Consider the following 21,115-nt stretch of genomic DNA (forward strand, 5'->3'; position numbering starts at 1 on the left):
TGAGGTGTGTCGGGCAGTGCCCTCGGACCGGTCAGGTTCAGAGGTCCGTGAGGGCCTTGGTGGGGATCTCGTAGATGTCGGTGACGGAGTCGACGTCGCGCCACCGGTCGCGGCCGAACTGGACGTGCGCGACGTGGACGTTGTTGCCGTCGCGGTCCGTCGTCTCGAAGACGCGGACGACCGCGGCGCTGCGGCGGGCCCGACGGATGATCTGGCGGGCGGTGTCGACCCTCAGCCGCTCCGGGCGGTAGGCCACCGTGCGGGTGTCGTCAGTACGGCGCATCAGGGTGTGCAGAAGGACGGGACGCATGCTGTGCTCCTCAAGAGTCGGTTTCAGGCGGCGCGCTGTTCCTCGGGGTAGGCGCAGGTAACGCAGGTGCCGAGCGTGGGCGGAATGACGTATCCGGCATCGCGCCGGCAGGCCGGGCAGGTGCGGCGGGCGAGCATCGCCAGGGCGAGCGCACCCCACTTGCGCGACGTCATCGGCCGCACCGGCTTCGCCAGGTCGACCCGGTAGAGGTGGGCGACCATGACCCCGGACTTGCGGCGGGGCGAGCGGCGCATGAGCTGCGCGGCGACCGGTTGTCCGCCGGGCCGCAGCCCGCGGGCGCGGAGCTGACGGCGGGTGGCGTAGCCCTCCGGTGCGAGGCGCCACGGGTAGGTGGGGATGCCGTAGCGGGCACCGGTCGGGTCGTAGCACCGGCCGTACGTGGGCGACATCAGGCGGCCCTCCCCACCAGTGGCGGGGCGGTGCGGGCGCCGCGGCGACCGGAGCGGCGGCCGGTGACCGTGGCGAACAGCCTGCCGAGCCCCGCGCGGCGGACGCCGGCGCGGCCCTGCTTCGCCGCGTACATCGCCTCATCCGCCCGCCCCAACAGGCTGGAGAGGTCCTCGCCGGGGAAGTCCTCGGCCCGCACCCAGCCCAAAGAGACCGTGGTGCGTACCGCCGGGGGCTGTCCGTCGACGGGTCGGGCGAGCACGCCGTGGAGTACGGCGAGCAGATCGCCTACGGTGCCGCGGGTGTCGAGGATGACCGCGGCGAACTCATCGCCCCCGAGCCGTCCCACGACGCCATCGGCGCCGACGTAGTGGGCGAGCCGGGCCGCGGTCGCCTTCAGGAGCGCGTCCCCGGCGGCGTGGCCGTGGCTGTCATTGATGTGCTTGAAGCGGTCCACGTCCGCGAGGACCACCACCGCCCGCGGATCGCGCAGCAGGACGGTTGCGCGGCGGGTGAAGCCGTCCCGGGTCCACAGACCAGTGAGCGGGTCGCGGCGGGCGGTGCGCAGGCGACGACGCAGAAGCCGGGCGTGCACAGCCCATCCGGCCGCCAGCGGCCCAGCAGCAACGAGTGCGGTTAACAGGGTGCTGCTCATGCCGCCGCCCCCTCCAACTCGACGGGGCGCCGGCCACCGGCCCGCTCGGCGAGCAGTGCATCGCGCACGGTGCGGGAGTTGGCTGCCGAGCAGTGCAGCGCAGTGCGGATCTTCTCGGCGTTGATCTCAGCATCCGACCATCCGGCGGTGACTTCCCGCGCTGCGGTCAGCAGCTCCGCCGCCGTACGGGACGCCTTCGGGCTCGGCTTCCGGCCCCGGCTCCGGCCACGCGGCTTGGGCGCCTCGCCCTTCGGCGCCTCGGGCTGGGGCTCGGGGGCGGGGTCGACGTCGACCGCGGCCGGGGCGAGATCCCCGAGCTTGAGCAGCACGCGGGTGCGGTGCGGGGTGTGCTTGCGCCACCGGCGCCCATACACCTCGCGCAGCTCCGCCCGGGCAAGCTGCCGCTCCTTCTCCCGCGCCAGTGCCTCGGTGTAAGAGGTGATCTCCCACAGCGTCATCCGCCGCCACAGGGAGAAGGTGGAGGGGAAGGCGAGCAGCCACCGAGCGAAACGGATCTTGTCCATCCGCCGGCCGGTCGCAGCCCCGATCCGTACGGCGTAGATGTGGGCGCCGATCTCGGAGAACACCACCCACAGCAGCGGCATCGTGCCGTGGGCCACCTTCGCCCACATGCCGTGTCCGGCGGCGACGTTCAGTCCGCAGGTCACCAAGGTGAGCGCCCAGGGCACGAATCGCACCCAGGTCAACGCCATGTCCATCCGGATCAGCAGCAGGTTGGCCACGGTGAACACCGGGATCGCCACGTCGATGCCGACCGGCAGCATCCACGGCGAGGTGAACCCCCACTCCGCAGCGGCGGCCGAGACGGCATCGAACGACGACACCAGGCCCAGCGCGCCGACCCCGGCAGCGGCGAACGCGCCGACCCCGGCCAGGCCCATCTCCGGGCGGGTCAGCGGCGGCACCGCCGGCCGCTCGACGGTCTGCATGGTCGTCATGCCGCAGTTCCCTTCCGGGACCGCGTCCGCCGGACCGCCGGCCGGACCAACGGGACGACGTTGAACAGCTCCGGCGCGTAGGTCTCGATCGCCTCCGCGGCGATCCGGGAAACGTCGTCCGGCAGGGTCGGGTTGTCGGCGAGGATGTCGCGGGCCGCGTCCAGGCGGGCCGCGCGCTCTTCGTCCGTCTCGCCTTCGACCCCGAGCCACAGCTCCAGCGGGGTCCCAAGGGCCAATTCCACGAAGTCGTTGGCGGAGACCGCCTGATGGCCGCCGATGTACGTACGCATCGATCACTCCTGAAGTCGAGTGGCAGGGAGAGCCGCGGCGGCAGGCGACCTTGCTGGGGAGTCCCGCCGCCGCGGCGGTGTCGTGCGTGCCCCGACCAGGAGTCGAACCCGGCCTACGACCATCAGGGCTGCGCGGACCTCACCGCGCTGGCCGCCTTTTCGGAGGAGGCGGCGGCCTCATTCGGCACGCTGTTGAGTTTTCAAGGAACGGACGCTTCCTTCGAGCCCGTTTCACGGGCCCTCCGGGCGCGGGTACTGCGGTCCTCTTCGCTTCGCCGATGCAGGCGAGTACTGAGGGTTGATCCAGATTGACTTAGGTCAATCCTTGAGTGAGGAAGTTACCCAGGTCAATCCGAGCCGTCAAGGGGGAGTGCGGAGAACTAAATTGACCTAGGCCGGTTACGCTCGAACCCATGGAGACGAGCCCCGGTACCCCGCGCCCCACGGCCAAGGACATCGCTGCGGACATCCGCCAAGAACTCCTGATCGGAGGTCTTGGTCCCGGAGACCAACTGCCGGCCGCCCGTGACCTGGCCAAGAGGTATGGAGTGACCCTGGTCAAGGTGCAGAACGCCTATCGCGAGCTCAGCGAGGAAGGGCTCGTGTTCTCCCAGCAGGGGCGCGGCACGTTCGTGGCTGACCCCTCGCGGCCCCTCGATGACGGGCAGCGCGGAGGGTCGGCATTCATCTCGCTCGCCACGGAGGTCGCTGCTATGCACGAGACGATCCGTCAACTTGCGGACCGCCTTGAACGACTCGAGCAGATTGTGGATTCCGACGGGTCAGCACCCGCTCAGTGATGTCCTCGGCCTGCCGAATCAGCCGATTTGCCTCCGCGCGCGCCTTGCCGAGACTCGCTCTGAGCAGGGCGCACTGAGCGGGAGTAAGTCCCGTGCTGTTGCTGGGCTGTTCGAACGTCTCTGCCATGTGAGACAGCTTGGGCGCGGAAGCGACGATGGACCCGGACAGAGTGTCCGGGTCCATCGTTGTTGCAGTTCAGAGGTGTTGACTTGGTGTCACATCACGGCATTCTCGGCGGCATTCAGTACAGCTGCCCACGGGAGTGGGCGCCCGGACGGAGCTTCTCGCGGTTCGTACAGAGGCCACACGTGCGGCCCGTAGACAAGCTGAACTTGAGCTTCACGTAGTGCTTCAAGATGGCGATTCCAGGCAGGGTGCCGTGCGTGGGCCGCATTCACCCGCGGGAAGACGACTACAGGGAGTCCGAGCGTGCCAAGGGCTTCACTGACCTGCGTCAGCGCCTGATTGTCCTGGATTCCCGTCGCGAGCTTGGCGACCATGTTGGCGCTCGCGGGGGCGACCACGTAGCAGTCGACGGGCGGGTGCGGCCGGTCGTCCCCAGGGAGCCGCGGCTCATCCCGTACCGGGAGTCCCGTCAGAGCTTCCAACCGAGCCAGTTCCCCGCTCATCCGGAGCCAATTCCCTGCGGTAGGCGTCAGCGTGACGGCTACCTGCCAGCCGCGAGCGATCGCAGGTTCGACCAACCCTGTACGAAGCGCCTCCACTCCGCCGGCCGCCGAACCCACGACTCCGAGAACCCCGCGCTTCCCCGTACTCACTGCACCGCCCTGCATCGTTGCGCCATCACGAACACCTCGGAAGAGCGAGCGCCGGCGGTCACTGGTGACTGCTTGGTCAGGTCCCGCAACGTCTCGCGCACTCTGGGATTGTTTCGTACGAGCTGTGGCGACGTACGCTCGGCCTTCCGCAGCTCCGCGAAGGCCTCGTCACCGTGACCCGCGAGCGAGAGCGCGCGGGCGAAGTCGATCCGATGCGAGACGCTGCGCTCCTGCGGCATATGGTCCACGTTGATCCGACCGTTCTCCACCACGTAGGCCACGTTGTCGAGGTCCAGCTCGATGGATAGTCGGTGCAGCAGTACGTTCGTGGGCCCGAAGCCGGTCTGCCAGTAGTTCTCATCTGAGCCGAGATCATCCGCGAGCGCTTCGGCGCGGCTCAGAAGTCCGGCAGCAGTCGGGCGGTCCTGGTGTCGTGCCGCGGCGACGGCAGCCCGCAGGTGAATCATGCCGAGCAGGCTCAGCGCGGACGGGTCGCTCTCCTCTACCTGAGGAGCCAACCAGCGCGCTGTGGCCTCGCCCAGCTCCATTGCTGCCTCATAGCGGCCGTTGGCGAGAAGAGCATGAGTTCCGGAACGTGCGGCGGATGCCAACACCAAGGGGTCATCGGAGGCGTCTGCCGCTTGCATGGCGCGCTCTGCCGCGAGCCATGAGATATCGGACTCCCCGATCTTCGCTAGCGTCGTCGCCGCAAGGTGATGAGTGCGGGCCGACACTGCCCAGCAATCGCGACGATCCTCCTCGCGCCGCGCCGCTCGATCCTCCAGCTCTTGCGCAGTCTGGAGAAGTGCGGGGAGCGCAGCGATCACGCTGCCGAGCCGACCGCCCTGGTAGTCGTTCCACGCCTTCTCGACGCGCACAGCGACCGGAGCAGGTGTGGGGAGCTGAGCATCCGCCTCCGGCCCAAACAGAAGACGGGAAAGACGACGCGGACTCATGAGCGCGTCGCGCACAGCCGGCACGTCGTCCTGCTGCTTCTCGTCTTCCACGAGCATGGACTGACCGACCAGGTCCCCGAGCGGGACTCGCAGGATGCGGGCAAGCTCCGCAAGCATGTCAATCCGCGGCGGCTTGCGCCTGCCGGTTTCCGCCTTCGCCAGCCAGTCAGTACTGCGGCCGACCAACCCGGCCAGTACCTCTTGCGTGTATCCGCGGCGCTTCCGACAGAAGGCGATCCGCTCGCCAATGCTGAGATGGTCTCCAAGACCACGCATGAGTGTTGCCTCCAGGCGGTGAGGGGCAGATATCAAGGTAGCGAGGTGGTGACATGAGGTCCCCACGAGGAACAAGGTCCGAGCGTCAGCCGTTCGAGACCCGGGCAGTCCATCCCTGGCGGAAGGAGATGGCCAGGTCGTTCGCCGTACGCACCGAGCTGTGATCACGAATAAGCCTCAGACACCCAGCGCCTACGTCGCTGAGGCTCAGGAAAGTCGCTTCGAAACGATGGGCTGATCTGCGAACACCCGATAGCCTGTAGCTTCACCACGGACCAAAGGGAACAAACGGACGTAAAGCGGCAGGACGAGCGGGAGAGGGGGCAGGATGACGATCACCGATATCGGAGGCGCGGCCCTTGAGGTCCGCATCACCCCAAGCCATCAAAGACTCGACCTGCAAGCGTACACAAGCATTCTTTCCGAGGTCCGGAAGTCTCTAGAAGAAGTTGACCGCATCGCCATTCCCGCTCGGACCCCTCGCATGCAATGGGCGATTAAGGATATGAGCATGCGGCAAGACGTTCGCATCCTCCTCGTGCCCAAAGTGATTCCAAATAAGCGGGCCATTTCCACGCTCAGTGTTCCAACTGAGGGTCTCGTAAGCGGTGTGCGATCCCTTTCGAGGGTGGCTGAGATTCCTGCCTACTTTACCGATGCGACAGTTCATAGAGTTGAGCAAATCGGAAAGCATGTACGTTCTGGAGATGTTGATCGGGTTTCGGTAGCCAGCATGCGTATCCCGACGGAAGCGGCAGTTGTCGATCAGGCAACAACCATTAATGCTGCGCGCGCGATTGAGCCCGTGAAGAAATCGTTCTCTAGCGTCACGGGAGTGCTCGAAGTGCTAGAGCATCGAACGGGTCGCTCCCCAAGGGCATTCTTGCGAGTCGATGGGTCCAAGCATGGAGTGAGGGTCGAAGCAAGAGAGGATCAATCCTCTCTCCTTCGAGAGGCTTGGGGGGAGCGGGTGCTGGCAGAGGGTCTACTCAAACGAAACATCCTAGGGCAGCCTGTCTCGCTCGTGCTAGACACTATCGAAAATGCCCCGGATCGGGGAAACGCCCTGAGTCCATGGGAATTGCTGGGTGTAGACCCAGATTTCACCGAAGGGCTTAGTACCGAGGAATACATCAGGCGGGTGAGGCGTGGTTGAGCCATTGGTATACGTGGATTCGTGCATATTCATCAACGTCATCCGCCGTGAGGCGGCGCTGTGGCCAGACTCTCTGAAAGTTCTGATGGCTGCGCACCGTGGCGATATTCGATTGGTCGCTTCAACCTTGCTGCTTGTCGAGCTGAACGGACAGAAGCGATCTGATGAAAGCGACTTCCGGACGGCCCGCGACAAGCTTGTAAATCAGTATCTGGATTCACTCGATGTTGAGTGGGTGGAAGTCGATCACATAACCGCACGGGAGGCCAGGCAGGTCTCTGAGCGTCACCGCCTCCTCGGTGCGGATGCGGCTCATCTGGCGACTGCAATACGCAGAGATGCCGACTACTTCATCTCGCGCGATAGCCAATTCCCCTATGGGACGACGGTGGGGGCGCGAACCAAAGTCGTCCAGCCCACCGTTCTCTGGAACCCAACCACCGATGACATAGCTGTTGACCAAGAGGCGGCACGGGAGTCGTCCTGAAATACTCGGCCTGGCTGCCACTCGCGTCCGGCTGTCCGACTGTCCGGTTGAGCCGGTGACCTGCGAGAACAGCCCGGACAGCTCCAAGCGTCGCTGTCCGGGCTGTCCGGTGTCAGCTCCGGTGCCCGACCTTGGGGCGCAAAGACCACCTTCTACCCGTCGAGACCCCGTAGCGCTCTGACCAGATCATGTGCTGGCCTTGCATCAACATCGCGAGTCCAACGCCTCTGAAGAGCGCCAGGTAGCCGACGTTGTACTTGCCAAGCAGGCCATCGACGAACGTGGCGACAGGCGGTAGTGACGCACCGAAGGATCGATGCCGTTTGAACGGATCGGGGCACATGAACACGGGGATTCTGTCGAATCCCTGCCAGTCGACGTGTGCATAGTCAATGGCTTGTGCGACCCAGCCCGTCGTGTCCCTCCGGTCGGCATGCGCGACGTAGGAGTACCAGGCCTTGAACTCGACGCCGAGGGAGATAGCTGGGTTCTTCCAGCAGTGGGCGTCCTTCGGGGTGAGTATCGCGTCTATGCGGCACGGAGCGCCCGTCGGGTGCTTGCCAGGGACCTCTCGCCGCACATGGAACCAGGGCTCCAGACGTCCAAGCACTCCAACCATGAGGCTCGACTCATCCGGGAAGCCCGAAAGTGGGACTTGCTCACCGTAGGCATGCCCGCTACCCCAGTCTTGGGTTTCGTCGAACGGGGTGGGCTCGCCGGCGAGTGGCTGGAAGGTCGCAGCTGCTCTCCTCCATAACGTTCGCGTTTCTTCATGATCCGAATCCATGCCCACAGCCCTTCCACGGTCGCGTCACTCGACAGTGCTGTAGCGACTCTTGTGCACGTACAGGCAGGCTGAAACATTGGGTGGTTGAATCGCGAACCTCACCATGTTTCAGCAGTCGTGGGCGAAGCCGACGTTGGGAAGTCGTGTCGCCGGAGGCGACTCCTCATCGAGGTGCCGTGAGGCGGCTGTGGACGAGGGGTGGACGGCGGACGCCCCCGTCTCGTACTCGTCAGGCTCCGCCGCAGGTCAACGAGGGTGCTAATGCGTGAACGCCAGAAGTCTGTAAATCCGTCGGCTTAGCCTACCCAGGTTCGAATCCTGGCGCCGCCACGCGATGAAATGGCCCTTGATCTGCGGAAACGCGGATCAAGGGCCATTTTGCTGCATCTGCGATGAGGGCGTGGCTGTGCCGCCCTGGTCTTGGCGTTGGCTGCCTCATCACCACCCTTCAGGGGGAGGAGCGAGCCGGAGCGGGCCCGGCTCTCCCGGAGTCGGATGAGGCTCCAGCCCTGGCGCGGGAGGTCGCAATCCCTGAGCCGGCGCCCGACCAGCTCACCGGGGCGGGCGGCGGAGTAGTAGATGCACCGAAGAACGCTTCCAGGTGCTGCCCGCGGGCAACCCCGCTTCCGTACGGCCGCAAAGAGAGCGGTGACCTGTTCAGGGTTCGGGACGGCCTCGGGGGCTACTTCCTCCTCCATCTTCTCCGGGGCCTTCCAACGGACAGCGGGGAGCGGGTTCTCGGTCGCCGTGGACGCTGACCATCCGGACCGATCAGCTCAGCTCCGCTGAGTCGGCCCGCGACATCAACGACGTGGTGAAGGAACGGAAGACGGCCGAGCCCCGGAGCATCAGGGAGCCGGTCGGATGACCACCCTCGGCATCCTGCATCCGAGCAGCATGGGCGGGGCTGTTGCTGCTCAGGCAAGGCTCAGCGGAGCAGAGGTCTTGTGGTGCGGCCGTCGCCGAGGACGGCAAGCGCGGTCTCTCCCGCCACGATGGCCAACATCAGCGCCATCATGCCGGCACCCGGGGCAACGGTGGTCGACGGCTCCGTTATCGGTTCGCCCTCATCGGCCTCGAGAGCACGCGGCTCTATCTCTCAGGACCGTCACCGGCGCTGTCTCCCGTGGCACGACTCTTCGACGGAAGCGCCGTTCAGGCTCACCTCCTGCCCGGCGGCGTCGGGCGAGCATCGGCTCTCAAGCTGTCGTACCGCAGCTACCAGAAAGCGAGCCGCGTCCTTGCAACTGTCTCGTACGAACTGGCCTGTTCCTATGGTGTGGAGGACGAGCTGGCCGACATCGCACAGGGCCGTCCGAAGGCGGCCGCGCGTTCGTGGCGCTGGGGTCCGGAGATGAGAGAAGTAGCGTTCGCCCTCGAAGAGGCCGGACTGCCTTCCGATCTGGCCGTCGCGTCAGCCGCGGTCATGAGCCGGTGGGGCAGCCTCAAGGGCTCAGACCAGGACATCTCCCAGGTGCTCGATCTGCTGCATGGCCCCTCACCGTCACCCGAAAGGCGCAACAGGACGTGCCCACATGGGTGAAGATAAGCTGATTAGTACCCCCAACCGAGTAATCCGTGAAAGGGGAACCAAATGCGCATTCGACGAATCTTCGCCGCCGTTGCTGCCACGGCAGCCCTCGCCGGACTCGGCCTCACGGGCGCCGCCACTGCCACCGCCGCCACCGCACAGGGCGCCCCGTCCTACGTCAGCCCTTCTCAGTGCGAGCAGGGCGGCGGAACGGCCGATCTGACGGACAACACCTGCAAGGGCGGTACGTACAACGGGGAGAAGATCGACTGAACCGCACAAAGCGCCCCGCAGTCACCCGCCGCGGGGCGCTCCCCGCGCGAGCGTAGCCAGGACAGTCGCAGGGACTGTGTCGACCCGTCGGGCACGCTAATCAGGGCAATCGCAGCCGCAGACGTGGGAGTTGTCGCAGTGGCAGTAGCCATGCCCTCGCCGCAGGCTCGTCTTCCGGGCCGTCGAGGGGCTTACGCCGCTGTGGGGCGAGGTCCAGGCACTGGGCAGCCGTGCTGCGCGACAGGGCGCGGTCCCGAGTCTGCGCGGCGACTGGTGTCCCAGCCGTCCGACTGTCCGGCTGAACCGCTGACCTGTGGTGACACCCCGAACGGCCCAATTCAGTAGCCGAAGGCGACTTCCGCTACTCACTTCGTCGCGCGACGCATGCCACGTCATCGCAAGGGAAGCCATAGGTTTCGACGCATCTGCGGGAATTGAATGCACGGCCTCCGGAAGCTCATCCAGGATGAGAGGGCATCGTGTCGACCGAGACGTCGATCGCCAGCCGTGCGGCAGCATCGCCCGCAGTTGCGGTTGAGAGGAAACGCACCGTCAGGTGATCTTGACCGTACTTCCGTCGGGGAGCGAGCACACAGTGCCGCCGTATGGGATGGTCTTAACCGCTCCGCCCTGTGCTGTGCATTCTTCGGCGGTGATGGTGGTGATGGTCGGGAACGTCACTGCTTGGGCGGCGGCAGCGCCAATGGCGCTCATGCCGGCGAGCGTTGCAGTGGCAAGAGTGAGGCCGATCAGTCGTCGTATGCACATGGGTCACTCCACTCCGGTGCCCCCGGTCCGGTCCCCACTTGAGGACGACCAGTTCCTGAAGCCAGGGGCGCCCTATTACCCAGCATGGGCGTCGGCCGGCAGGCTCGCGAGTCCGATCCTGAGGATGGCCCGTGGCTTCGTGGGACGGAGCTCAGCAGCTGTCGTTTCGAAGCCCTGAGAGCAAGATCTGGACCACATGTGGACGGCCGCGCGGCCTGATGGCGTTAACCGCTTACACCGCAGGTCAACGGGGGTGCCGAGGCCTGAATGGCAGAAGGCCGTAAATCCGGCAACTTAGCCTGCCCAGGTTCGAATCCCGGCGCCGCCACGCGATGAAAACGGCCCGTGATCTGCGGAAACGCAGATCAGGGGCCGTTTCGTGTACGCCGGAGCTCCTTGCCGTCGTCCCGTGGTCCACGTCTATGGAGCTGGGAGTGCAAGCCACCGAGCGGGTGTGGAGGGCCACCCGCACCGGCACCACGAGCGCCCCTACACGCGCTTCCACATCCTTCTGGTGGGCCGGCTCTTCCGGAAGGCATCCCAGGCCAAGGCGGCGCACCGGCTGGGCGACCCGGTTGGCTGGGCGAGGTCATCAAAGAGGCCCTCGTCCCGGCTGCCTCGGATCCCGCCTGGCAATTGGTCGCCGAGCCGCGGTTCTGCCGGTAGTGGTACGCGTTCGGGGGCACCGGGATCGAGCTGGTGCCGGGTGGGGCGATGGTCCTGTGGTGGGACGAGCACGGTCGCTTTCCGGCACCGGTGGCGGCTTGGCTGCCGGAGCCGGGTGGCCTCGTCGAGATCCCGCCAGGGCGCGGCCGCAGGGGCTGACGGCCGCGGTACGCGACGGGCCCCGCACGTCGATTCGTGGCATCGCGCCGCTCATTGGGTGTTCGCGACCCGTTCACATCGCGACCCTACGTTCACAGAATGCCAGAAATCTCCAGCCGGGTGCGCGAGTCCCACGTGCCCCGTCAGCGTGGTGGCGCCGCGCTCGTCTCGTATGTACTGCCCGTCTTCAACGAACAGGACGGGATTCGCCACTTCCACGACGAGCTCGTGGCAGCGTTGGGTGAACGCCCCGAGTTCACCTATGAGTTGGTGTACGTGAACGACGGGTCCGCCGATGGCACCCTGGCCATCCTGGAGGACATCGCGAAGAACGACCGGCGCGTCCGGATCGTCGACTTCGCGCGCAACTTCGGACACCAGATGGCCATCACGGCCGGTATCGACGAGGCCCGCGGCGACGCCGTCATCGTCATGGACACCGACCTCCAGGACCCGCCGAAGGTCAGCCTTGAGCTGATCGACGCCTGGCGGGACGGCGCGGAGATCGTGCATGCCCGGCGGCGTACCCGGCAGGACACGCTCTTCAAGCGGGCCACCGCGCACGCCTACTACCGGCTGCTGCGGTCCTCCACCGATGTGGACATCCCGCTGGACACCGGCGACTTCCGGCTCATGGACCGCCGCGCCGCCGATGAGCTGCGGCGTTTCCGTGAGCGCAGCCGGTTCGTGCGCGGCATGGTCGCCTCGATGGGCTTCCGCCAGAGCGAGGTGCACTTCGACCGGGACGAGCGGTTCGCCGGCGAGACGAAGTACCCGCTGCGCAAGATGGCGCGGCTGGCGATCGACGGGCTGACCGGGTTCTCCACCGCGCCCCTCCAGATGATCACCAAGCTGGGCTTCGCCGTGCTCGCGCTGTCGCTCCTCGGCATCTGCTACGCACTCGCCATGAAGGTGCTGCGGCCCGAGATCACGGTCTCCGGCTGGACGATGCTGATGGTGGTCGTGCTGTTCCTGGGCGGTGTGCAGATGCTCTCGCTCGGTGTGCTGGGCAGCTACATCGGGCGTACGTACAGCGAGGTGCAGGGCCGGCCTCTGTACACCGTGCGACAGGTCATCGCGCATGACCACGACGGGGCGGCGGGCGACGACGGGACCGCCAGCAGGACCGCCGGCAACGGCAACGGCACCGGCGATGACGACTGACAGTACGGTGACGGCCGAGGACGGGCCCTCGGCCGACGGTGCGGCAGCGGTGGCCGACGGCGCGGTGCGCACCGAGGCCCCCGCGGGCGACGACACACGCGCACGCGACGTCCGTCAGCTGATCACCTACGCGCTCGTCGGCGGCAGCGGCGTTCTGCTGGACATGGGCGCGTTCCTGCTGCTCTACAACGTGATCGGGCTGCACGAGCAGGTGGCCAACATCCTCTCCACCAGCCTCGGCATCACCAACAACTTCGTCCTCAACGCCCTGTTCACGTTCAGCAAGCGCGACCGTCTGCTGGTGCGCTACCTGCGCTTCTACGCCGTCGGCCTGACCGGCATCGCCCTGACCTTCGTGCTGCTCGCGGTGTTCTCCCGCGGGCTCGGCATCGATCCGAACCTGGTGAAGGCCGGCTCGCTGCCGGTGGTGCTGGTCTTCCAGTTCGTGCTCAACAGAAAGTGGAGTTTCGCATGAATCTCGGCGTCATCGGCGCGGGAGCAACCGGCCTGACCGCCGCGTACGACGCGGTCAAGCAGGGCCACGCGGTCACCGTCCTGGAGGCCGCCGACGAGCTCGGCGGGCTCGCCGCGTCGATCCCCGTCGGGGGAGTGCCGCTGGAGCGCTACTACCACCACATCTTCCGCAGCGACCGCCAGATGATCGAGCTCATAGAGGAGCTGGGTCTCGGCGGTGACCTGCGCTTCCACAAGACCACGACCGGGGTGTTCCGCAACGGGCGGATGCACCCCTTCAGCACCCCGCTGGAGATGCTGGGCTCCCCGCTGTACGGGCTGCCGGCCGGCATCCGCTTCGGTCTGTCGTCGGCGTGGCTGAAGGTGGTACGCGACGGCGAGCGCTTCAACGACCGCACCGCGCTGAGCTGGTTGAACAAGTGGGCGGGGCGGCGCGCCACCGAGGCCGTCTGGGAGCCGCTGCTGCGCGGCAAGTTCGGCGACCGCGCCGACCAGGTGTCGATGGCCTGGCTGTGGGCGAGAGTCCACTGCCGCACCTTCGAACTGGGCTACCTGGACGGCGGGTTCGAGCGGGTGTACGCGGCGCTGCGCGACCGGATCGCCGAGCGCGGCGGCAAGGTCGAGTTCGGCAAGCGGATGGAGACGATCCGCCAGGACGGCGACGACGGCCCGGTCACGGTGAACACCGCCGACGGCGCCTCGTACACCTTCGACCGGCTGATCGTCACCACTCCGCAGCCCGCCTTCGCGAAGGCGGCCGACGCGCCGGCCGACGACGCGGTGTGGCGCAACCAGTACCTGGGCGCCACCTGCTTCGTCCTTGAGCTGGACCGCAGCGCCATCCCGTACTACTGGCTCAACATCAACGAGCCGGACTTCCCCTTCCTCGCCGTCGTCGAGCACACGAAGATGGTCGACCGGGCGCAGTACGGCGGCCGCCACATCCTCTACGTGGGCAACTACGTCGAGCGGGACGACTGGCGCTTCACCACCGAGCCGGGCGAGCTGCTGGAGCGGTATCTGCCGTGGCTCAAGAAGCTCAACCCGGAGTTCGACCGCTCCTGGATCCAGGACTGGCACTTCTCGCGGGCGCCGTTCGCGCAGCCCGTGGTCACGCCCGAGTACAAGGCGCTGATCCCCGGCCACGACACCCACCTCAGCCGGGTGACGCTGGCGACGATGGCGCAGATCTACCCCCAGGACCGGGGGCAGAGCTACTCGGTGGAGCTCGGGCACAAGGCGGCGAGGATCGCCGGGGCGGCCTGACCTTCCCCGGCCACTGGCTCCACCGGCCACTGGCTCCACCGGTCACCGGTCACTGGACCTCTGGTCTCCGGCCTTCGGCCCCGGCCACGACGAAGGCCCCGGCGGTGCGCAAGCCCGCCGGGGCCTTCGTATGCCGTGCGCCGTGACGCCGCGCGCGGGTCAGTGCGGGTGGCGCAGGGGGCACACCACGAGCTGCTGGCCCTGCGTCGGCTTGGGGCACTCGTACGTGTTCCGGATCGCGGCGGCGATACGGGGGTTGATCACGCCGAGCGACATCCAGCTGGGGTGGTAGACGGCGTACGCGGCCGGGTGCTCCTGGGTGACACAGCGCACGTTCTCCCTGGTGGACGTGAGCGAGGCCGCCTTGGTGAGCTGCTTGGGCACGTTCAGGAAGGTGGGGAAGGGGTAACGGCAGGCGGTCGGGTGGCCGATGTAGTACGCCTGCTGGCCGAAGGACAGGTAGAGCACCTCTGCCCCGTCGGGCAGTTCGGCCCTGACCTGCTCGGCGGCGGCCTCGGCCGACTGCGACTGCTGCTTGAGTTCGGCGTTCGTGGTGACGACGGTCCCGAGGATCACCCGGACCCCGGAGGTGGGCCAGACGGTCGCGGCCAGGCACACGGCGAGCGCGAGGGTGGTCAGGGCCACGGGGGCACCACGCCGGCGCGGGCGGGGCGCGACACGGGAGACACGGGCGCGGGCACGCAGGACGTCGACGAGCGCGGCGACGAGGGAGGCGGCGGACGCGAGCCAGGCGAGCACCGCCGTGTCCACGTCGGTCCGTACGAACGCGAGCAGCGGCGTCAGCACCCCGAGCAGGAAGGCGAGCACGGTCAGGCACAGCGGGGGCCGGCCGTGCCTGCCGTACCAGCGGCCGATCGCGAGACCGGTCAGCGCCGCGGCCACGACGGGAAGGTTCTCCCCGTGGTACGCAAACCAGTTGCCCTGGTAGACCACGACGGACAGGCCGCCGGCGACGAGGAGCACGGTGACCAGCGTGGCCTCGATGCGCCGGCGGCGGGACGAGAGGGTCGTCGCGAACAGCAGCAGCGCGCCCGGCAGCAGCGCGAGAACCGGTGTGACCGTGATCCGGTCGCCCAGATAGTCGGCGGTCCGCTGGAGCAGATCGGAGGCGACGACGGGTTCGCTGCCGAACGCGTGCGCGTTGATGTACGGCATGTCGCGCAGCCACTGGAGTTCGCGCGAGCCGGCCCAGGCGCTGAACGCGAACAGCAGACCGGTGGCGACGGCGGTTGCGGCGGCGAGCAGCAGGGCCCGTACGCGGTCCACGGCGAAGACGATCAGCAGCGCCATCGCCGCGGTGCCCGCGGTGGAGTACTTCATCAGCACGGCGAGGCCGAGCGGGAGCGAGGCGAGAGCGGCGGCCTGCCAGCGGCTGCGGATGCCGAGTGCGGCGGCGAGGGCTCCCATCGCGAGGACGATCGCGAACCACTCCGGCTGCAGGTAGTCGATGACGGGCGCGAAGGCGAGCGTCAGGGCGGCCAGGCCCGCGGTGAGGGCCGCGTCCCGCTCGGGCATCCGCCGGCGCAGGGCCCGGTGCAGCAGAAGTCCGGCCGCCGCGGCCAGGACGATGCCGACGAGCCGCATGAGGCCCTCGCTCACCGCAATCGGCGCGCTGCCGGTTGCGCCGCCGGTGACGAAGTCCAGAGCGGCGAGGACCCAGCGGTAGAAAAGGGGGCGGTGGGCGAATATCTCCGAGGGGGAGATGCCGCCTTCTCCGGTCGTCCGCATAGCCGCCAGTACATAGCGGATATCGAGAAAGACACCCGCCGTGAGCGTGGTGTAGATCAGCAGCGCGGCGGTGGTGATGGCGGTGGTCCACCCCGCGGGGGAGGTGAAGCGCAGCGGGCGGGAGGCCGGTCTGCGCGGGCTCTGTCTGCGCTGGATCGCAGGCGGAGTTGAGGTGGATATATCGGTCACGTCCGCGAACCTAGCACCGTATTCGGGCGGAATTACGGGGCGGTGGACGGGGATTCGACCGGGTCGCCAGTTCTTCATCTGGAATTTGCTTGGGTGGCGATTGAGGGGCGAGGGACCCGGCGAATCGCGAGGGATCCGGAGAAGAGCGAGGGACTCGGAGAAGAGCGAAGGATCCGGCGAAGAGGAGTGCGCGGGCCGAGGGCTCAGTTGCCCGCGATGTCCTTGACCGCGACCACCACCGGCACCGTCCCGCTGATCAGCTCCAGGGTCAGACCGGCCGTCGCCGGCGTCTCCAGCAGCTCCGCCAGGACCGCCGCGACGTCGTCGCGCGGCACCGGGCCGCGGCCGGTGTGCGCCTCCAGGCGCACGAGACCGGTCCCCGCGTCGTTCGTCAGCATCCCGGGGCGCAGGATCGTCCACTCCAGGCCGCTCTGCGCGCGCACGTACGCGTCCGCCGCGCCCTTCGCCCGCAGGTAGGCGTCGAAGACGTCGTCGCCCTTGTGCTCCGGGTCGGCGCCCATGGACGAGACGACGATGTACCGGCGTACGCCCGCCCGTTGGGCCGCGTCCGCGAACAGCTCCGCCGCGGCGCGGTCCACCGTGTCCTTGCGGGCGACGCCGCTGCCGGGACCCGCGCCCGCCGCGAAGACGGCGGCGTCGGCGCCGGACATCACCTCCGCCACCTGCTCCACCGAGGCCGACTCCAGGTCCAGCACGACCGGCTCCGCCCCGGCCGCGCGCAGGGCGTCGGCCTGCTCCGGATTGCGGATGACGCCCGCGACCTCGTGCCCGCCCGTGGAGAGCAGCAGCTCCAGGCGCAGCGCGATCTGACCGTGTCCTCCAGCGATGACAATGCGCATGCTCACGACCGTACGCCGCTCCCGCGCCCACCGCTCGCGGCTTCGGCGCGGGCCCCTCCCGCCCGCCCCGGCCCGGGGTCTCCGTCCCGCCTCACGTCCCCCCGTCCGGCCTTCCCTGGCGGGGGAGTTCGAGGGCGAAGGCCGCCGCCGAGTCGCAGTACTCGCGGACCGCGCTCGTCCGGGCGACCACGCGGCCCCGGTGGACCACGATGCGGCTGTAGGCGAGGGAGAGCACGCTCGTCAGGTCCTCCCCGCGCACGGCGAGGAGTTCGGCCGGGAAGCCCGCCTCGACGCGCACTTCGGGGAGGCCCATCGCCTGCCGCGCCGCGGCGCTGACGGCGTCGTAGGCGTCCGGGGAGCGCAGTCCGGACTGGGAGGCCAGGAGGAAGGCCGCCTCCAGGGGGTCCGCGCGGCCGACCGGATTGGCGAGGTCGCGCATCGCGCCGCTGCCCGCGGCGACGCGGACGCCGGCGGCGCGCAGGAGGCGGACCGGGGAGCCGCCGCGGAGCTGGGTGCCCGCGCAGCCGCCCTGGGGGAGGCAGACCACGGTGACGCCGGCCGCCGCCAGCTGGTCCGCCGCGCGGGAGGCGACCTCGGCGGGGAGCCGGGCCAGGCCCGTGCACGGGCCGATCGAGACGCCGGGGCGCAGGCCGCCCGCCATGGCGGCGAGGCGGGCGAGGCGCGCCGGGTCGTCGCCGTCGGTGTGCAGGTCGACGGCGCAGCCGTGCTCGGCGGCGGCCTGAAGCACCGCCTCCGTGTACCCCATAGGGTCCGGGTCCAGGTCCGGGCAGCCGCCGGCCACGGTCGCGCCCATCTTCACCGCGTCGTGCAGCATCGCCAGCCCGTCGGCGCCGGCCAGGCCGGTCAGCAGCCGCGGCATGGCGACCGTGCTCAGCTCGGCCAGCCCGCGCAGCGAACGCCGGGCCTGGAGGACGCCCTCCAGTGGCCCGAGCCCCTGCACGTCCCCGATCCGCACATGCGAGCGCAGCGCCGTCGCGCCGTGCCCGAGCTGGAGCAGCGCGGCCTCGGTGGCGCGTCGCTGGACGTCCTCGACGGCGTACGACACCGGGCCGTCGGTGCCCGGCGCGGTGAGGGCGGTGTCGCCGTGGATGTGCGGCTCGGCGGGGGCGGGGAGCAGCAGGAAGCCGTGGAGATCCACCCGCGGGGAGTGCGCCTTGGCCGTCTCGCTGAGGCTGCCGGCGGTGCCGACGGCCTCGATGCGGCCGCCGCTGAGCCGTACGTCGACCGTGCGGCCGTCGGTGAGCCGGGCGCCGCACAGCAGGAGTGCGGTGGTGTCGGCGGTGGCGCCGTCGGGCGGTTGCGCCTGGCTGTCGGGCATCGCGCTCCTCGCTCAGGACGACGGTGCAGGTGAGACGGTCACGATCACACAGCGTGAGTCGAGCCTAGGGGCGCGCGCACCGCGCTTCGAGAAGGAGCGCAATAGTCGTACCGGTGTGACCACGAGTGGCGTACGGGACCGGTGGGACGGCCCCGGACGCACACCCTGCGCGTACGTCCCCGAAGGCGGGCAGTGCGGCCCGTAAACGGATTTGGGCGATCGGCGGCGGACCGTGTAATGTCTTCATCGCTCGCCCCAATAGCTCAGTCGGCAGAGCGTCTCCATGGTAAGGAGAAGGTCTACGGTTCGATTCCGTATTGGGGCTCTGGTGTTGGAAGATCCTCGCCTTCGGGCGAGGTGATCCCGGCATCACAGCGGTGTAGCTCAGTCGGTAGAGCAAGCGGCTCATAATCGCTGTGTCACCGGTTCAAGTCCGGTCACCGCTACACACAGTAGCCGATTGTGGGGTCGGTCCTTCGATCGGCTACTCTTTTTGCGTTCATCCGTTCATCGTCCGTCCAAGGAGCACTCACGTGGCTGCCACCGACGTCCGCCCGAAGATCACGCTGGCCTGCGTGGAGTGCAAGGAGCGGAACTACATCACCAAGAAGAACCGGCGCAACAACCCGGACCGTCTTGAGATGAAGAAGCACTGCCCGCGCTGCAACGCGCACACTGCGCACCGCGAGACGCGCTGAATCAGGCTCGAACGCGAGGCCGCCCCCTTTGGGGGCGGCCTCGTGTCGTTTCTGCCGGGGTTACCGGCAAGGCAAGAAAACCAGGAGGTAGCGAGTCCATGGCGCTCGACCAGTCCTTCGTCGGGCGGACCTATCCGCCCACCGCGCCGTACGAGGTCGGCCGGGAGAAGATCAGGGAGTTCGCGGAGGCGGTGGGCGACGAGAATCCCGCGTACACCGATCCCGATGCTGCCAAGCAGCTCGGGCACTCCGATGTGATCGCCCCGCCGACCTTTGTGTTCGCAATCACGTTCAAGGCCGCGGGACAGGTCATCGCCGATCCGCAACTGGGTCTGGACTACAGCCGCGTGGTGCACGGCGACCAGAAGTTCTCGTACACCCGTCCGGTGCGGGCGGGGGACCGGCTCTCGGTCGTCTCGACCATCGAGGCGATCAAGTCCCTCGCGGGCAACGACATCCTGGACATCCGCGGTGAGGTGCGCGACGAGGCCGGTGCGCACGTCGTGACCGCGTGGACGAAGCTCGTGGCGCGCGGCGCCGAGGAGGTCTGACCGGTATGGCGGCGAAGATCGCATACGCGGACGTCGAGGTCGGCACCGAACTGCCGGCGCAGAGCTTCCCGGTGACCCGCGCGACGCTGGTGCGGTACGCGGGCGCCTCCGGGGACTTCAACCCGATCCACTGGAACGAGAAGTTCGCCAAGGAGGTCGGCCTGCCGGACGTCATCGCGCACGGCATGTTCACCATGGCCGAGGCGGCGCGTGTGGTGACCGACTGGCTGGGCGACCCCGGTGCGGTCGTCGAGTACGGAGTCCGCTTCACCAAGCCCGTCGTCGTGCCGAACGACGACGAGGGCGCGGTCGTCGAGGTCAGCGGCAAGGTCGCCGCGAAGCTCGACGACCACCAGGTGCGGATCGACCTGACCGCGATGTCGGCCGGGCAGAAGGTGCTCGGGATGTCGCGGGCGGTCGTACGGCTCGCCTGACCCCGGGGACCCACGGGCCGTCCGGCGGGGCGGACCCGGGCGGCCCGTACCCTTGTGCCCGTGCACGAACTCCACGACGCTCCGCTCGCCCCGCTGACCACCTTCCGTCTCGGCGGCCCGGCCACCCGGCTGGTGACGGCGGCCACCGACGACGAGGTGGTCGCCGCTGTCCGTGAGGCCGACGCGGCCGGCACCCCGCTGCTGCTCATCGGCGGCGGGAGTAACCTGGTCATCGGCGACAAGGGCTTCGACGGCACCGCCCTGCGCATCGCGACCACCGGCTTCGCGCTGGACGGCACGCGGCTGGAGCTCGCAGCGGGCGAGGTCTGGACCGACGCCGTCGCACGGACCGTGGGGGCGGGGCTCGCCGGGCTCGAATGCCTGGCCGGGATCCCCGGCTCGGCCGGCGCGACGCCCATCCAGAACGTCGGGGCGTACGGCCAGGAGGTGTCCAGCACCCTCACCGAGGTCGTGGCCTACGACCGCCGTGCCGGCGAGACGGTCACCATCCCGAACGCCGAGTGCGGATTCTCGTACCGCTACAGCCGCTTCAAGGCCGAGCCCGACCGCTATGTCGTGCTGCGTGTCCGGTTCGAGCTGGAGGACGCGGGGGGCATGTCGGCGCCGGTCAAGTACCCCGAGACCGCGCGCGTCCTCGGCGTCGAGGCCGGGGACCGGGTCCCCGCGGCGGCCGCGCGCGAGGCGGTCCTGAAGCTGCGCGCGGGCAAGGGCATGGTGCTGGACCCCGAGGACCACGACACCTGGTCGGCCGGGTCGTTCTTCACCAACCCGATCCTGACGGCTGCCGAGTACGAGACGTTCCTCACGTGCGTACGCGACCGCCTCGGCGACGGCGTCACGCCGCCCGCGTACCCCGCGGGCGACGGCCACACCAAGACCTCCGCGGCCTGGCTCATCGACAAGGCGGGCTTCACCAAGGGATACGGCGAGGGTCCGGCCCGTATCTCCACCAAGCACACCCTGGCCCTGACCAACCGGGGCTCGGCCACGACCGAGGACCTGCTGGCGCTCGCCCGCGAGGTCGTGGCGGGCGTCCGCGACGCCTTCGGCATCACGCTCGTCAACGAGCCGGTGACGGTCGGCGTCAGCCTCTGAACGGCGGTGGTCGG

At 68.5% G+C, this 21,115-nt stretch carries 23 protein-coding genes, 2 tRNA genes and 1 pseudogene; 14 read left to right on the forward strand and 12 right to left on the reverse strand.

Annotated elements, in window-relative coordinates; genetic code table 11:
- Positions 1 to 37: 37 nt before the first annotated feature.
- The 5 genes from KK483_RS21200 to KK483_RS21220 are packed head-to-tail and all read right to left on the reverse strand — an operon-like array spanning position 38 to position 2,622.
- Positions 38 to 310, reverse strand: a complete 273-nt coding sequence (locus KK483_RS21200) for a hypothetical protein (protein ID WP_262006786.1) — start codon at positions 308 to 310, stop codon at positions 38 to 40.
- 23 nt (positions 311 to 333) lie between these two features.
- A complete protein-coding gene (locus KK483_RS21205; protein ID WP_262006787.1) occupies positions 334 to 720 on the reverse strand; it encodes an RRQRL motif-containing zinc-binding protein in 387 nt (128 codons plus the stop codon).
- Complete coding sequence (locus KK483_RS21210; protein ID WP_262006788.1) at positions 720 to 1,373, reverse strand: GGDEF domain-containing protein; 654 nt, start codon at positions 1,371 to 1,373, stop codon at positions 720 to 722. The genes KK483_RS21205 and KK483_RS21210 overlap by 1 nt, the downstream gene beginning before the upstream one ends.
- Positions 1,370 to 2,332 carry a DUF2637 domain-containing protein gene (locus tag KK483_RS21215; RefSeq protein WP_262006789.1) on the reverse strand — a complete coding sequence of 321 codons (963 nt, stop codon included), beginning with the start codon at positions 2,330 to 2,332 and terminating at the stop codon, positions 1,370 to 1,372. Before KK483_RS21215 ends, KK483_RS21210 begins: the two co-directional genes overlap by 4 nt.
- On the reverse strand, positions 2,329 to 2,622 hold the full coding sequence (locus KK483_RS21220; RefSeq protein WP_262006790.1) for a hypothetical protein: 294 nt from the start codon (positions 2,620 to 2,622) through the stop codon (positions 2,329 to 2,331). The genes KK483_RS21215 and KK483_RS21220 overlap by 4 nt, the downstream gene beginning before the upstream one ends.
- Before the next feature lie 413 nt (positions 2,623 to 3,035).
- Here KK483_RS21220 and KK483_RS21225 point away from each other — a divergent pair, with 413 nt between their 5' ends.
- Complete coding sequence (locus KK483_RS21225; RefSeq protein ID WP_262006791.1) at positions 3,036 to 3,422, forward strand: GntR family transcriptional regulator; 387 nt, start codon at positions 3,036 to 3,038, stop codon at positions 3,420 to 3,422.
- Between the two features lie 216 nt (positions 3,423 to 3,638).
- On the opposite strand, the gene KK483_RS21230 is transcribed toward KK483_RS21225, so the two are convergent.
- Entirely contained in the window at positions 3,639 to 4,217 is a 579-nt protein-coding gene (locus KK483_RS21230) for a flavoprotein (protein WP_262006794.1), read from the reverse strand.
- Entirely contained in the window at positions 4,199 to 5,434 is a 1,236-nt protein-coding gene (locus KK483_RS21235; protein ID WP_262006795.1) for a helix-turn-helix domain-containing protein, read from the reverse strand. Before KK483_RS21235 ends, KK483_RS21230 begins: the two co-directional genes overlap by 19 nt.
- 328 nt (positions 5,435 to 5,762) lie before the next feature.
- Between KK483_RS21235 and KK483_RS21240 the strand changes: the two genes are divergently transcribed.
- Positions 5,763 to 6,590, forward strand: a complete 828-nt coding sequence (locus tag KK483_RS21240; protein WP_262006796.1) for a hypothetical protein — start codon at positions 5,763 to 5,765, stop codon at positions 6,588 to 6,590.
- Entirely contained in the window at positions 6,583 to 7,077 is a 495-nt protein-coding gene (locus KK483_RS21245) for a PIN domain-containing protein (RefSeq protein ID WP_262006797.1), read from the forward strand. The genes KK483_RS21240 and KK483_RS21245 overlap by 8 nt, the downstream gene beginning before the upstream one ends.
- A gap of 112 nt (positions 7,078 to 7,189) precedes the next feature.
- Here KK483_RS21245 and KK483_RS21250 read toward each other — a convergent pair whose 3' ends face one another.
- Positions 7,190 to 7,864, reverse strand: a complete 675-nt coding sequence (locus tag KK483_RS21250) for a hypothetical protein (RefSeq protein ID WP_262006798.1) — start codon at positions 7,862 to 7,864, stop codon at positions 7,190 to 7,192.
- Positions 7,865 to 8,990: 1,126 nt separating this feature from the next.
- On the opposite strand from KK483_RS21250, the gene KK483_RS21255 reads away from it, so the two are divergent.
- Both KK483_RS21255 and KK483_RS21260 read left to right on the forward strand, forming a co-directional pair.
- Positions 8,991 to 9,407, forward strand: coding sequence for a DUF1932 domain-containing protein (locus tag KK483_RS21255; protein WP_262006799.1), 417 nt, complete (start codon positions 8,991 to 8,993; stop codon positions 9,405 to 9,407).
- A 51-nt stretch (positions 9,408 to 9,458) separates the two neighbouring features.
- The gene (locus KK483_RS21260; RefSeq protein WP_262006800.1) at positions 9,459 to 9,668 is read left to right on the forward strand and encodes a hypothetical protein; all 210 of its coding nucleotides are present in this window, start codon (positions 9,459 to 9,461) and stop codon (positions 9,666 to 9,668) included.
- Positions 9,669 to 10,220: 552 nt separating this feature from the next.
- Here the strand turns inward: KK483_RS21260 and KK483_RS21265 are convergent.
- A complete protein-coding gene (locus tag KK483_RS21265) occupies positions 10,221 to 10,382 on the reverse strand; it encodes a hypothetical protein (protein ID WP_262006801.1) in 162 nt (53 codons plus the stop codon).
- A 978-nt stretch (positions 10,383 to 11,360) separates the two neighbouring features.
- Between KK483_RS21265 and KK483_RS21270 the strand changes: the two genes are divergently transcribed.
- From KK483_RS21270 to KK483_RS21280, 3 genes are read left to right on the forward strand one after another with little or no spacing between them, the layout of a single operon-like run.
- Positions 11,361 to 12,425 (forward strand): glycosyltransferase family 2 protein, encoded by a 1,065-nt coding sequence (locus KK483_RS21270; protein ID WP_262006802.1) that lies wholly within the window; start codon positions 11,361 to 11,363, stop codon positions 12,423 to 12,425.
- Positions 12,415 to 12,900: a GtrA family protein gene (locus KK483_RS21275; protein ID WP_262006803.1), complete on the forward strand. Its 486-nt coding sequence runs from the start codon at positions 12,415 to 12,417 to the stop codon at positions 12,898 to 12,900. The genes KK483_RS21270 and KK483_RS21275 overlap by 11 nt, the downstream gene beginning before the upstream one ends.
- A complete protein-coding gene (locus tag KK483_RS21280; RefSeq protein ID WP_262006804.1) occupies positions 12,897 to 14,165 on the forward strand; it encodes an NAD(P)/FAD-dependent oxidoreductase in 1,269 nt (422 codons plus the stop codon). The genes KK483_RS21275 and KK483_RS21280 overlap by 4 nt, the downstream gene beginning before the upstream one ends.
- 159 nt (positions 14,166 to 14,324) lie before the next feature.
- Here KK483_RS21280 and KK483_RS21285 read toward each other — a convergent pair whose 3' ends face one another.
- The 3 genes from KK483_RS21285 to KK483_RS21295 form a co-directional block, all read right to left on the reverse strand.
- Entirely contained in the window at positions 14,325 to 16,103 is a 1,779-nt protein-coding gene (locus tag KK483_RS21285; RefSeq protein ID WP_262006805.1) for a hypothetical protein, read from the reverse strand.
- 203 nt (positions 16,104 to 16,306) lie between these two features.
- Positions 16,307 to 16,963: an SDR family oxidoreductase gene (locus tag KK483_RS21290; protein WP_262006806.1), complete on the reverse strand. Its 657-nt coding sequence runs from the start codon at positions 16,961 to 16,963 to the stop codon at positions 16,307 to 16,309.
- 91 nt (positions 16,964 to 17,054) lie between these two features.
- On the reverse strand, positions 17,055 to 18,302 hold the full coding sequence (locus KK483_RS21295) for an amidohydrolase family protein (RefSeq protein ID WP_262006807.1): 1,248 nt from the start codon (positions 18,300 to 18,302) through the stop codon (positions 17,055 to 17,057).
- 252 nt (positions 18,303 to 18,554) lie between these two features.
- Between KK483_RS21295 and KK483_RS21300 the strand changes: the two genes are divergently transcribed.
- The 6 genes and pseudogenes from KK483_RS21300 to KK483_RS21325 all read left to right on the forward strand — a co-directional run.
- Positions 18,555 to 18,627: transfer RNA gene (locus tag KK483_RS21300), tRNA-Thr, on the forward strand.
- A gap of 48 nt (positions 18,628 to 18,675) precedes the next feature.
- A tRNA-Met gene (locus tag KK483_RS21305) sits at positions 18,676 to 18,748 on the forward strand.
- 87 nt (positions 18,749 to 18,835) lie between these two features.
- Positions 18,836 to 19,000, forward strand: a complete 165-nt coding sequence (gene rpmG, locus KK483_RS21310; RefSeq protein WP_003948671.1) for a 50S ribosomal protein L33 — start codon at positions 18,836 to 18,838, stop codon at positions 18,998 to 19,000.
- 98 nt (positions 19,001 to 19,098) lie between these two features.
- Positions 19,099 to 19,551 (forward strand): MaoC family dehydratase N-terminal domain-containing protein, encoded by a 453-nt coding sequence (locus KK483_RS21315; RefSeq protein WP_262006808.1) that lies wholly within the window; start codon positions 19,099 to 19,101, stop codon positions 19,549 to 19,551.
- A gap of 5 nt (positions 19,552 to 19,556) precedes the next feature.
- Positions 19,557 to 19,985: a MaoC family dehydratase gene (locus tag KK483_RS21320; RefSeq protein WP_242329273.1), complete on the forward strand. Its 429-nt coding sequence runs from the start codon at positions 19,557 to 19,559 to the stop codon at positions 19,983 to 19,985.
- 45 nt (positions 19,986 to 20,030) lie between these two features.
- Positions 20,031 to 21,101, forward strand: a pseudogene (locus KK483_RS21325) (UDP-N-acetylmuramate dehydrogenase); the annotation flags it as partial.
- Positions 21,102 to 21,115 lie beyond the last annotated feature (14 nt).

Source organism: Streptomyces sp. FIT100, assembly GCF_024584805.1.
In the GTDB taxonomy this organism is placed as follows: Bacteria; Actinomycetota; Actinomycetes; order Streptomycetales; family Streptomycetaceae; genus Streptomyces.

Excerpts from the sequence above, each read along its gene's own strand:
- KK483_RS21200 (WP_262006786.1), bottom strand. The coding sequence starts at position 310 with ATGCGTCCCGTCCTTCTGCACACCCTGATGCGCCGTACTGACGACACC.
- KK483_RS21295 (WP_262006807.1), bottom strand. The coding sequence starts at position 18,302 with ATGCCCGACAGCCAGGCGCAACCGCCCGACGGCGCCACCGCCGACACC.
- KK483_RS21220 (WP_262006790.1), bottom strand. The coding sequence starts at position 2,622 with ATGCGTACGTACATCGGCGGCCATCAGGCGGTCTCCGCCAACGACTTC.
- KK483_RS21240 (WP_262006796.1), top strand. The coding sequence starts at position 5,763 with ATGACGATCACCGATATCGGAGGCGCGGCCCTTGAGGTCCGCATCACC.
- KK483_RS21230 (WP_262006794.1), bottom strand. The coding sequence starts at position 4,217 with ATGCAGGGCGGTGCAGTGAGTACGGGGAAGCGCGGGGTTCTCGGAGTC.
- KK483_RS21290 (WP_262006806.1), bottom strand. The coding sequence starts at position 16,963 with ATGCGCATTGTCATCGCTGGAGGACACGGTCAGATCGCGCTGCGCCTG.
- KK483_RS21280 (WP_262006804.1), top strand. The coding sequence starts at position 12,897 with ATGAATCTCGGCGTCATCGGCGCGGGAGCAACCGGCCTGACCGCCGCG.
- KK483_RS21275 (WP_262006803.1), top strand. The coding sequence starts at position 12,415 with ATGACGACTGACAGTACGGTGACGGCCGAGGACGGGCCCTCGGCCGAC.
- KK483_RS21260 (WP_262006800.1), top strand. The coding sequence starts at position 9,459 with ATGCGCATTCGACGAATCTTCGCCGCCGTTGCTGCCACGGCAGCCCTC.
- KK483_RS21210 (WP_262006788.1), bottom strand. The coding sequence starts at position 1,373 with ATGAGCAGCACCCTGTTAACCGCACTCGTTGCTGCTGGGCCGCTGGCG.
- KK483_RS21225 (WP_262006791.1), top strand. The coding sequence starts at position 3,036 with ATGGAGACGAGCCCCGGTACCCCGCGCCCCACGGCCAAGGACATCGCT.
- KK483_RS21320 (WP_242329273.1), top strand. The coding sequence starts at position 19,557 with ATGGCGGCGAAGATCGCATACGCGGACGTCGAGGTCGGCACCGAACTG.
- KK483_RS21270 (WP_262006802.1), top strand. The coding sequence starts at position 11,361 with ATGCCAGAAATCTCCAGCCGGGTGCGCGAGTCCCACGTGCCCCGTCAG.
- KK483_RS21205 (WP_262006787.1), bottom strand. The coding sequence starts at position 720 with ATGTCGCCCACGTACGGCCGGTGCTACGACCCGACCGGTGCCCGCTAC.
- KK483_RS21215 (WP_262006789.1), bottom strand. The coding sequence starts at position 2,332 with ATGACGACCATGCAGACCGTCGAGCGGCCGGCGGTGCCGCCGCTGACC.
- KK483_RS21265 (WP_262006801.1), bottom strand. The coding sequence starts at position 10,382 with ATGAGCGCCATTGGCGCTGCCGCCGCCCAAGCAGTGACGTTCCCGACC.
- KK483_RS21235 (WP_262006795.1), bottom strand. The coding sequence starts at position 5,434 with ATGCGTGGTCTTGGAGACCATCTCAGCATTGGCGAGCGGATCGCCTTC.
- KK483_RS21250 (WP_262006798.1), bottom strand. The coding sequence starts at position 7,864 with ATGGATTCGGATCATGAAGAAACGCGAACGTTATGGAGGAGAGCAGCT.
- KK483_RS21315 (WP_262006808.1), top strand. The coding sequence starts at position 19,099 with ATGGCGCTCGACCAGTCCTTCGTCGGGCGGACCTATCCGCCCACCGCG.